Below are 11,005 nucleotides of genomic sequence, written 5' to 3'. Positions count from 1 at the left end.
ATTGCCGGTTATTGCTCGCAAGGCGACGCCGACCTTCCCGGCGACGTTAAAGGAACCGTGCTCATGAGGGACGGACGATGATAAACCGCCACGTTTCCACCCTCCTCGTGGCCTATCTGCACAATGAGCTGACCGAAGGCGAAAAGCTCCGTGTTTGCCGGCATCTGAAATCGTGTGAGCAGTGCCGGGAGGAATACCGAGAACTGGCCTCGGTCCACCGCGCGCTCAAGTTCATGCCGGAAGCCGCCGTCTCGACCGAAATAACACGAAAGCCGCCCCGGTATTGGAACTACACATCCGTGGCGGCGGTGGCCACCGTTCTCGTCCTGGCCGTTTGGCTCTGGTACACCCCCGACCGCCCGCTTACCGTTGCCAAGCTACAAGGTTCGCCTCTACTCGAAGGCAAACCGGTTGTCGAGATTGGCCGATTCGAGCCGGGGCAGTGTATCCAAACCGACGGGCGATCGGCGGCGCAAATCGATTTGGAAGGGAAGGGGCACGTCAACGTCAAGCCGAATTCGGAGGTTCAACTCGTGCAAGCCCAGCCGAACGAGCGCCGACTGAAGCTGATGAAGGGGATGATCGAAGCGTTCGTCAGCACGCCGCCGAGGATGTTCGTCGTCGAGACTCCGACCGCGACCGCCGTCGATATGGGATGTGCGTACACTTTGGCGACGGAATCTGACGGCGCGACCCGCTTGCACGTCCGCTTGGGGTTCGTGATCCTCCAATCCAAGGTAATGACCTCGATCGTCCCGGAAGGAGCGTCTTGCCGGAGCGAAGCAAAAATTGGGGTCGGAACCCCAATCTTCGACGATGCCTCCCCGGACTTCCGCGATGCGGTCCAGCGCCTTGACCGGAATAACTTCGACGAGCTCGCCCTGAGCCAGACGGTCGCCGGCGCCCGAAAAGAAGATGCGCTGACCCTTTGGCACCTGGTCCCGCGAATTCCACCGTACAACCGGACCGCTCTCATCCAAGCGCTCCGCCGAATGGTTCCGCTGCCGGAGGGAACGACCGCCAAAGAGATGTCCTCATTGAATCCCGCGACTCTTCGCAAGTGGCGGGACGCGATCCTCCCGTCGGCAAAAGCTCTGAATTAGCCAAAGTAGCCCCAAAAGCTGCTGCCTCCGGTACGCTTCCACGCGCTCAATGCTGCTCACCATCACCACCACCCACCGGCCGGCGACGGAATTGGGATACCTGCTGCGTAAGAACCCCGAACGGGCGCAGCACGCCGAGCTGTCGATGGGCCGGGCGCACCTCTTCTATCCGGAAGCGACCGAGGAGCGGTGCACGGTGGCGGTTCTCGTCGAAGTCGACCCGGTGGCACTGGTGCGAGGCAGCGGTCCGGGGGGTGGACAGTTCGACCAGTACGTAAACGACCGGCCGTACGTGGCGTCGTCTTTTCTCAGCTCGGCGATAGCCGAGTTCTTCGGTACCGCCATGAGCGGCACGAGCAAAGAGCGTCCCGAATTGGCCGAGACCCCCATCCCGCTGAGAGCGGAGATCCCCGTCCTCCCGGCAAGAGGGGGCGAGCGATTCCTGAAGGAGCTGTTCAAGCCGCTAGGTTACGAGGTAACCGTCGAGCGGCTCCCGCTGGACGACCAATTCCCCGAGTGGGGCGAGTCGCCTTACTACCGGTTGGTATTGGAAGGAGAGGTCAAGCTGCAGGATTTGCTGAAGCACCTGTACGTTTTGATCCCGGTTCTTGACGACCGGAAGCACTACTACATCGGCCGGGCCGAGGTCGACAAGCTATTGCTGCGCGGCGGCGCGTGGTTGGCGACGCATCCGTTAAGGGAAGAGATTTCTCGCCGCTATCTAAAACGCGATCGGACGCTGACCCGAGAGGCGCTGGACCGCCTTAGCGAAATCGATGGCTTGGTCGAACCCGAAGAGCAAGAAGCTGCCGGCGATGCGCAAGAGGAGGCGGTCGAGCGGCCGATTTCACTGCACGATCAGCGCTTGCTCACCGTTCTCGACGTGCTCAAGGCGAGCGGCGCCAAGCGGGTCCTCGACCTCGGCTGCGGCGAGGGAAAGCTGCTGAAGCTCCTCATGAACGAGAAGCAGTTCGAGGAGATCGTCGGCATGGATGTCTCCATCACCCCGCTGGAAAAGGCGAAGCTCCGCCTGCGGCTCGAGCGGCAGCCCGAACGGAAAGCGTCCAGGATGAAGCTGATCCACGGGTCGCTCGTGTACCGAGACCGCCGCCTGCAAGGGTACGACGCGGTCGCCATTGTCGAGGTTATCGAACACCTCGACCCATCAAGGCTCGCGTCGATGGAGCGAGCCGTGTTCGAATTCGCCCGACCTGGGCGGGTGATCGTTACGACTCCCAACCGCGAATACAACGCGCTTTTCGAAACGATGGAGCCCGGCAAGCTGCGCCATCCCGATCACCGGTTCGAGTGGACCCGTGCCGAGTTCGAAAGCTGGTCGCGTGAAGTCGCGGACCGTCACGGCTACGCCGTCGAGTTCCAACCGATCGGTCCCGTCAGCGAGCAATTCGGCGCCCCCAGCCAGATGGCGGTTTTCCAGGCGATATGACTCTTACTCTGCCCAAGCTTTCTCTCGTCCTCCTGATCGGGCCTTCTGGATCCGGCAAGTCGACTTTTGGTCGAAAGCACTTCTTGCCGACCGAGGTGGTCAGCAGCGATAGTTGTCGAGGGGTGGTGAGCGACGACGAGAACGCTCAGGACGCCACCGAGGACGCGTTCGACCTCCTTCACTTCATCGTCCGAACCCGCCTGCGACGCGGGAAGCTCACCGTCGTCGATGCCACCAACGTGCAGGAGGGAGCCCGCCGTTCTTTGCTGCGAATCGCAGACGAATTCCACGTTCCGGCCGCGGCGATTGTCTTCGACCTCCCTGAATCGGTATGTCATCGACGAAACGCGGACCGGCCGGATCGACAGTTCGGCCCTCATGTCATCAAGAACCAGCTCAAGGACATGCGCCGGGCGTACGGCCGCCTCGAAAGGGAAGGTTTCAAGTACGTCTTCGGGCTCCGAAGTGAGGCAGACGTCGAAGAAGCCGCGATCGAGCGGGTGCCGCTCTGGCCGGATCGTAGCGAGCTAACCGGCCCGTTCGACATCGTCGGCGACGTTCATGGCTGCGCCGACGAGCTGTTCGAGCTCCTCGATAAGCTGGGCTACAAAATCGAAGAGTTAGCCGAGCCGCGGGTGCTCGATACCGAACCGGTCGGCGGCCGCCCGTTCGTGGGCATGCACACGGTGCCGGTCTATTACGACGTCGTTCCACCCGAAGGGCGGATGCTGGCGTTCGTCGGCGACCTCGTCGACCGCGGACCGGATTCCCCGCGGGTACTGAAGCTGGCGATGAGCATGGTCCGATCGGGCGCCGCGGTGGCCGTGCCCGGCAACCATGATGTCAAGCTGATTCGCCACCTGCGCGGGCGGCCGGTATCGATAAGTCACGGGCTGCAAGAAACGATCGACCAGCTTGCGAAACAGCCGGAAGAGTTCGTGGCGAACGCGCTTCGCTTCCTCGATTCGCTCGTCAGTCACGCAGTGCTCGACGGTGGAAAGCTCGTCATCGCCCACGCCGGCCTCAAGGCGGAAATGCAGGGCCGGGCATCCGGCCGTGTCAAAGAATTCTGCCTGTACGGCGACACTACCGGCGAGACCGACGAGTTTGGGCTCCCGATCCGCTATCCCTGGGCCAGCGACTACCGCGGTTCCGCGATGGTGGTTTACGGCCACACCCCGGTTCCCGAAGCCGAATGGCTGAACGGGACGATCAACATCGATACCGGTTGTGTTTTCGGCGGCAAGCTCACTGCCCTTCGATATCCGGAGCGGGAAGTCGTCTCCGTGCCGGCCCGCCAGATGTATGCCGCGTCCAAGCGTCCATTCCTGGAGACCGCGCCGCCCGATCTTTCCGCCCAGCAGGTCGTCGACGACGTCCTCGACCTAGAGGACGTTTCTGGCAAGCGACTGATAGCAACCCGCCTGAAGCATGTGGTGACGATTCGGGAAGAGAACGCGACGGCGGCGTTGGAGACGATCAGCCGGTTCGCGGTAAATCCGAAATGGCTCGTCTACCTTCCGCCAACGATGTCTCCGTCGGAGACGTCGCATCGCGATGGTTACCTCGAATACCCCGAAGAAGCGATCGCCTACTACCGTGACAACGGAGTGGAGACGGTGGTGTGCGAGGAGAAGCACATGGGGTCGCGGGCGGTGGTGATATTGTGCCGCGACGAGGAGGTCGCGCGGCAGCGATTCGGGGTTCTCGGCGAGGGAATGGGAACCGTCATCACCCGGACCGGCCGGCGCTTTTTCGAAGATGCGTTGGTCGAGCAAGAGCTGCTCGGCCGAGTTGCCCAAGGGATCTCCTCGGCCGGACTTTGGGAGGAGCTGGAGACGGATTGGATGGTGCTTGACGCCGAACTGATGCCATGGTCGGCCAAGGCGCGCGAGCTGCTTCGCACTCAGTATGCGCCTGTCGGCGCGGCGGCAATCCACGCCCACCGCGCCGCAACCGCCCTCTTAGAAGCCCCGAGACTGGACGATCAGGAGCTGGGCGAGCTTCGCGGTCGCAACGCCGCCCGCGCTGGGCTGGCCGAGGCCTACGTCGAGGGCTACCGCCGCTACTGCTGGCCCGTTAACTCGCTCGACGACTACCGATTGGCCCCCTTCCATCTCCTCGCCACCGAAGGAGCCGTGCACACGGACAAGCCGCACACATGGCATATGGAAATGCTCGGCCGCTTCTGCGGCGACGGCCTCCTCTTTGCCACCCCATACCGGGTGGTGCAAACCGGTGACCCCGACGAAGTCGCCGCTGCCGTCGCCTGGTGGGAGGAACTCACCGGAAAGGGCGGCGAAGGAATGGTGGTCAAGCCGCTCGACTTCATCGTCACCGGCGCCCGCGGCCTCATCCAGCCCGCCGTAAAGTGCCGCGGCCGCGAGTACCTGCGAATCATCTACGGACCCGAATATTCGATTCCGGAGAACCTACAACGCCTCCGCAAACGTGGCCTCGGCGTCAAGCGCTCTCTCGCCTTGCGCGAGTTCGCGCTCGGCGTAGAAGGGCTCGAGCGCTTCGTCCGCCGAGAGCCTCTCCGCCGAGTCCACGAATGCGCCTTCGGCGTACTGGCCTTAGAGAGCGAACCGGTAGACCCCCGCCTCTGAGTCCGGGGGTGATGTTTGATATGTGATGTTTGATATCAGTGTGCAGCAGATCATCGGCGAGGGCGCCGACGCTACACCCGGTCCCAAACCTCGCGCAGTACCTTGGCGCTGTGGACAAGGTAGGTCCGATCTTCCGTGAATACCTCCAGCGTGACCGGACCGTCGTAGCCGCACCGCTTCAGCGATCTAACGTGCTTCTCCAAATCCAGATTCCCCGCCCCGAGCGGCAAGTGGAGGTCTGCGTCGCCCCCTTTGTTGTCGTGGATGTGGACGTGCCGAAGCCGGTCACCGTATCGCTCCAAGATCTGCTCCGTCGAATTCGGGTGGATCATCAGATTGGCGTGGCCGATGTCGAGATGCAGGCCAAGCTCGGGCATCGGGTCGAGCAGGTCGCCAAGCTGATCGGCGTTGTTGTAGTCCCCCGGTAAGTTTTCGATCATCAATCCGACGCCGCATTCCTGCGCAAGGGGCGCGAGTTCGCGGAAGGTCTGCAGATTACGCTGGATGTAAAACGACCGCGGGTGCATCGGCGTGTACCGCCCCGGGTGAAGGTTCATCCATTTCGTCCCAAGCTCGCCGAAGATCCGGAGGCAGCGCTTCAACTCCGTCACCGCTCCTTGGCGTACTTCCTCGAACGGGCTGTCCATCGGTAGGTAGTAAGAGGTGTGCCCCACGACCTCGAACCCCGTCTCATGAAGCGCCCGGCAAATCTCCTTCACGTCCACTAGCCAAGAAGCCGCGGCTGGCGGCTCGAGTGTCATATCGATGAACTCCATTCCGAGTTCGGCGTGTAAGTAAATCTCCCGCGCGACGTCTCGCTGAGGATGGTTCATCGTGCCGATTTTCACGCTTCGTCTCCCATGGGTTCACAAGCCTATGCTGCCTGGGGTCCGAACCAGTCCCGGCTGTCCAAGATTTTTTCACGCTCTTCGCCAACTGGGGAAGGCGGTCCTCCATCCGGAGGAATCAGGCCGAGATGGCACCAGACCCACTTTGGAAATGCTTGGGCCGTCTCCGGACACAACCACCGAAACGTGCTGAGCAGCCCTCCCAAGAGCGGCGCGTCGCGCTCTCCCACCTCCGCGAGGAGTCGCCTCCAATCTAAGTGTTCCCCCTCCGCATTCAAGATGTTCAGCAGATCAGGCCAGTCACATCGATCTCTTTGGACGATGTAGAGCTTGGCCCAGATCAGCTCCTCCGCCGGTAGAAGCCGGATCACCCGGTCCCGAAGCTGGATAGCTGGTCCACTCTCGAGCCAAGACTCGTCCACATCCATCCGGTGGTTGGGACTGCTCCAGATCAGGTCTACGATGACGCCATCTCGCGTGCCCCGGTAGATCCACGACCGATCGTAAGGCTTCTCATCGAAGAGGTCGTGGAAACCTGCCGAAAGAACCGCCTCGATCGCCAGGTCTTTGTCCGCCGGCAGAATGTAGAGGTCGATATCCTTCGTATTGCGAGCACGCGACGAGTGTTCGGAAAAGGCCAGTCCGCCTCCTAACGCATAGCGCACCCCCCGCGCGTCGGCAGCATCCAGCACCGGTCGGTAAAGCTCCCACTCCTCGTCGGAGACGAGGAGTGACCAGTCGACGCGGGCCTCGCGGGTTGGTTGAATCGGATTCAAATATCACTTCCTAAGCGCCTCGACAAGGGCAAAGGGTGTGACTCCCAACCCCAAATACTAAGTTCCCAACGTGGCACTGGCATCTTGCCAGTGGGTCCCAAGGGCATCCTGCCCTTGGCCCTTTTCCCATGGCCGGGAGGGCCGTGGGGTTCATCGGCTGGGAGCCGATGCTACGTTCATACGACCAGGGTGGTCGTGATACGCACGGGCTGGAAGCGCCGTGCCACGCTATTTGTGCTCGGTCATATCCGCCGTGCTCCCGTATCGGTCGCCGAGTAGGTGCTCGGCGAAGTACTCCATCATTCGCTGAGTGAAATATGGCTGGAGGTCGCCGTATCCGTGCGGCTTGCCGGGGATCAGCAGGAAGTCGAACCGCTTGTTCGCCCGCATCAACGCATTCATCAATCGCACCGTGCCCGCGTAGTGCACGTTGTTGTCCATGTCTCCATGGACCAGCAACAGATTCCCCTTTAGGTTCGGCGCCAGCTCCGCGTTCGTCGGAACGTGAATCTCGAGCTTTGTCTGTCCAGCCGTCGTGGTCGTCGCCCCCTGGGGCGCGGCGGGAGGAACCGGAGCGGGTCCGTCGGGAAAGCCGAGATCCCACTCGTCTTCTTCGTCGGGAGTCCGCCCGGTCCCTCCACCCGTGCTCGCCGCCGGCGGGTTCACCGGCACTTCTTTTAGTCCGTGATACTGCTCGCTCCAGTTCTGGTTGTAGACGTTGTTGTCGTGGTTACCCGAGCTACTAACGCCAACCTTGAAGAAGTCGTTGTAAGGCGGCGACATCAGCGCGGCCGCTGTCATGAACCCGCCGCCCGAGTGGCCGTAGATACCGACCCGGTCGATGTCGATCCAGGGAAAACGCAAAGCGAGCTGCTCGATCCCTGCCTTCTTGTCGGCGAGGCCGTAGTCTCGAAGGTTGTAGTAGCCGTAGCTCTGGTACGCGTTCGAACGCGCCGGATTGCCGCCCCGGTTGCCGATCTGAATCACGATAAACCCGAGCTGCGCCAACCGCTGGTTCGTCGCGGCCGCGCTGAACGCCGTGCTCACGCTCTCGGTCTGGGGACCCGGGTACACGTTCGCAATGATCGGGTACTTCCGATTCGGGTCGAAGTCGACCGGCTTCCACATATTGCCGTAGATGTCCGTAACCCCATCCGCTGCCTTCACCTTGAACGTCTCTGGCATCTTCCATCCGGTCTCTTTGAGCCGGCTGAGATCCATGTGCTCCAGCTCCAAGACCTGCTTCCCAGATTCGTCTCGGAGCACCGCCGTCGGTTCCTTGTCGGTTCGCGAATAGACGTCCACGACGAATTTCTTGTCGTCGCTAAGCGACGAAGCATGATCGGCATCGCCCGGATCGAGCAGGGCCAAACCTTTCCCGTCGAGGTTTACGCGGTACAGGTGGTGGTAGTACGGATTTTCCCCCGCCTCGCGCCCGACCGCGGTAAAGAAGAGGGTCCCCTTGTCCGCATCCACGTCCACGATCCGGTCCGCCCGAAACGGACCGGACGTCAGGGTTCGTTTCAGCTTCCCATCGTTCGAATAAAGGTAGTAGTGTCCCCAGCCAGACCGCTCGGACCACCAGATCATGTCGCCGCCCGGCTTCACGTATCGGACCGGCTGAACCTCGAGGGAAGTGTCTCGAACCGACTCGGTCAGCAGCGTCTTCACCGCGTCCGTCTTCAGGTCGACTTCGCACAGCTCGAGATTGCGCTGCAGCCGGTCGCGTCGGACAAACCGGAACGAGTCCGAGGTGTTGTCTTGCCAATGAACGTTCATGAGGACCTGGTCCTTGTATTTGTCCACCGGAACCTTATGAAGCCGGTGCACGGAGGGGTCGAACACGAACAGCTCCGTCTGGGGAACGTCGGCCTCCCCCGGCATCGAGTAACGATAGGTCATCAGCGTCGGCCGAGGCTCGGTGAGCGAGTTCACCAGGTACAGGTCCTTCACCTTCCGCTCATCCCGGCGGGTGACGTAGAACCGCTTGGAATCCTTCGACCAAGTCACGTTCGCCCGCACTCGCTTCTCGTTCGGGTTCGCCGCGCCGGTTCCGGTCTGGCTGGTGTCGTCGACGTTCTGGTCGTCCTGCTGGCGTTGCTGTTGTTGCTGAAGCTGCTGCGTCAACACGAGCTGTTGCCGCTGCTCGTCCTGATCGCGCTTGCTCCCGAAGCTGTAGTACTTCTCCCCGTCGGTGGTCAACTGAACCGGCGGTTTTTCCTTATCGTTCTCGACCTCCACGTAGTAAAGGTTGTCGTCCATCGCGTACACGTAAGCCTTGCGATCGGGCGAGAAGTTGCGGAACCCGGTCTGGCTCCCTCGCCCCGGGCCGCCTTGGCCCCCTCCGCCGCCTCCTCGCCCGCCGCGGCCCTGGCCGCCCGCCGGAGGCGTTCCCGCGCCTCCCCTTGGAGCCGCCCCAAGGTTCTTCAGCACGTCCTTCGAAAGGTCGTACTCGAAGCGGGTCCCCTCCACGGTGAACCGCATCAGGTCGTCGTTCTTTTCGTCGAACGTCACCGTGGTAATCGGCAGGTTCGTGGTGTCGTAAGGCTTCTTTGTCGACTCGCTAAGCAGCGCGGCCATGTGCGCCGCATCGAATAAGGGAGTCTTCTTGTGAGCCCGCGAATCGACCTTCCAGAACTTGATCCCGTCTGCATCGCGCCACGAATACCAAAACGTGTCCCCCTTGTTGATCCACCCGGGCGTCATGCCCGTGCTGTAAAGATAGGGCCGCAACGCCTCGTTGCTGAATCGGTCGGCAAGCTTCCAGTTGGCCCGGTTCACGGGAGCCGGCGCCTGGGCCGAAGCGGAGGCGAGCAATGCGGTCGCCGAAAACGCGAGCAGCGCCATCCGGCGATGCAAAGTCGGGGTGAGCTGATATGAGCGCATGGATAGATATGGCCATCCCTCGCCATCCGGCGAGATGGTGTGCACCAGACTATCATGGCGAGCGTTTTCTGTCGAAACCTTTTCGACGACACCCCGGGCTTGGACCTACTTCGGTGACAAAGGATTCCCCGACTCTTCCTTGATCAGCGCTTCGAAAGCCCGCTTGGCCGGCTCGTCCGAAGAGCTGCGGAGGTTGTGGGCGAGCACCACGCTTTTGGCGAGGCGGACGAAGCGGTATAGGCGGACGTCGTGGTCCTTCTCGGTATCGATCCGCGTCTTTACCATTTCGTCATACGAGCTCTTCACCCGATCCTCTCCCGTCGCCTTTAGGTAGGTGGAAAGCGCGTCGAGCGCGGCCCGCTGGGCCGGTGACGCCCACCGGTGGATTCTCGAGTACGGCACCGCGAAGATGTCGGCGTCCGAAGTCGTGACAAAGCGTCTCAAAAACGCGTCCGAGGTGCAGACCGGGGTGTCGATCGAATCGTCGTTGATAAGCGTGTACGCGAACGCTTCGTTCATCCCAACTCGTCCGTTGTGGTCGTAGTCGGCGCCCGTCACCTTCCGACCCACTCGGTCGGTACCGGTGAGAGCGGCGAAGAAGTAACTCGTAAAGTCGTGATACTCCGACTCGTCGGTCGTCGGCGTGCACCCCGCTGACATCCGCTCGGCGACGCTGGCAAAGAACCCGCACAGACGCCGGCCCGTAAGATCACCCTTTGGGTCTCCTCCCTCATACATGAGGTTGGCAAAGCTTCCGGAGAAGCACTCCACCATCACCACGACGATGGGGGTCGACTTCGGAATCGGCGCCAGTGAGCGAGCGAGCTCCTTCACCGTTAGCTCGTGCCCACCCCAAAGGTCGTAGGCATTGTTATCCACGTTTCCTTCGGCGTTCGGGCTTCCGTGACCGGTGAAATAGAGGAGGGCCGGGGTACCCGGCGCGGATTCGAGCTGCCCGCCCAAGGTCTGCAACTCGGCCTGCACGTTCGCATAGCTGGAGGAGCCGTCGATCTGGGCGATCTTAGGTTTGCGGAACTGCTCCTTGCCTGGCTGGTCTTCAAAGAGGACCGAGGGGGTTTGCGGGTCGCCGTCCGCGAACAAAATTCGACGGGGCGCGGCGCTGGGCAACAGTCTCTCCATATACCGAACGTTGCTCTCGATCCCGACCTGGTTGTACTTCTTGTTCGGCCCGCCGCCCACCACGAGGGCGCGAAGGGGCGGATTCCCTATCGTTCTCGGTTGGGCAGAGTGCCCCCACCATGCTGCCGTGAATCCAACTATCGCAAGTGGTAAAAAACGCGCACTCATCTTTTCTATTCCTGCCGTGCGCCGTTCG

General features: G+C 61.9%; 7 protein-coding genes. 3 read left to right on the top strand and 4 right to left on the bottom strand.

Annotated elements, in window-relative coordinates; all coding sequences use genetic code 11:
- Positions 1-77 precede the first annotated feature (77 nt).
- The 3 genes from OP10G_RS03270 to OP10G_RS03260 are packed head-to-tail and all read left to right on the top strand — an operon-like array spanning position 78 to position 5,159.
- A complete protein-coding gene (locus OP10G_RS03270) occupies positions 78-1,103 on the top strand; it encodes a FecR domain-containing protein (RefSeq protein ID WP_025227309.1) in 1,026 nt (341 codons plus the stop codon).
- A gap of 49 nt (positions 1,104-1,152) precedes the next feature.
- Positions 1,153-2,550, top strand: coding sequence for a 3' terminal RNA ribose 2'-O-methyltransferase Hen1 (locus OP10G_RS03265; RefSeq protein WP_025227310.1), 1,398 nt, complete (start codon positions 1,153-1,155; stop codon positions 2,548-2,550).
- The gene (locus tag OP10G_RS03260) at positions 2,547-5,159 is read left to right on the top strand and encodes a polynucleotide kinase-phosphatase (protein ID WP_025227311.1); all 2,613 of its coding nucleotides are present in this window, start codon (positions 2,547-2,549) and stop codon (positions 5,157-5,159) included. Before OP10G_RS03265 ends, OP10G_RS03260 begins: the two co-directional genes overlap by 4 nt.
- A 71-nt stretch (positions 5,160-5,230) precedes the next feature.
- On the opposite strand, the gene OP10G_RS03255 is transcribed toward OP10G_RS03260, so the two are convergent.
- The 4 genes from OP10G_RS03255 to OP10G_RS03240 form a co-directional block, all read right to left on the bottom strand.
- Positions 5,231-5,992: a sugar phosphate isomerase/epimerase family protein gene (locus OP10G_RS03255; protein WP_227625048.1), complete on the bottom strand. Its 762-nt coding sequence runs from the start codon at positions 5,990-5,992 to the stop codon at positions 5,231-5,233.
- A gap of 41 nt (positions 5,993-6,033) precedes the next feature.
- Entirely contained in the window at positions 6,034-6,783 is a 750-nt protein-coding gene (locus OP10G_RS03250; RefSeq protein ID WP_025227313.1) for a nucleotidyltransferase family protein, read from the bottom strand.
- A gap of 228 nt (positions 6,784-7,011) precedes the next feature.
- Positions 7,012-9,714: a S9 family peptidase gene (locus tag OP10G_RS03245; RefSeq protein ID WP_025227314.1), complete on the bottom strand. Its 2,703-nt coding sequence runs from the start codon at positions 9,712-9,714 to the stop codon at positions 7,012-7,014.
- 60 nt (positions 9,715-9,774) lie between these two features.
- Positions 9,775-10,977 carry a caspase family protein gene (locus OP10G_RS03240; RefSeq protein WP_144240969.1) on the bottom strand — a complete coding sequence of 401 codons (1,203 nt, stop codon included), beginning with the start codon at positions 10,975-10,977 and terminating at the stop codon, positions 9,775-9,777.
- Positions 10,978-11,005 lie beyond the last annotated feature (28 nt).

The sequence above is a fragment of the Fimbriimonas ginsengisoli Gsoil 348 genome (genome assembly GCF_000724625.1).
In the GTDB taxonomy this organism is placed as follows: domain Bacteria; phylum Armatimonadota; class Fimbriimonadia; order Fimbriimonadales; family Fimbriimonadaceae; genus Fimbriimonas; species Fimbriimonas ginsengisoli.
Note: the sequence above shows the minus strand (reverse complement) of the source record. Positions and strands in the feature narration are given on the sequence as shown.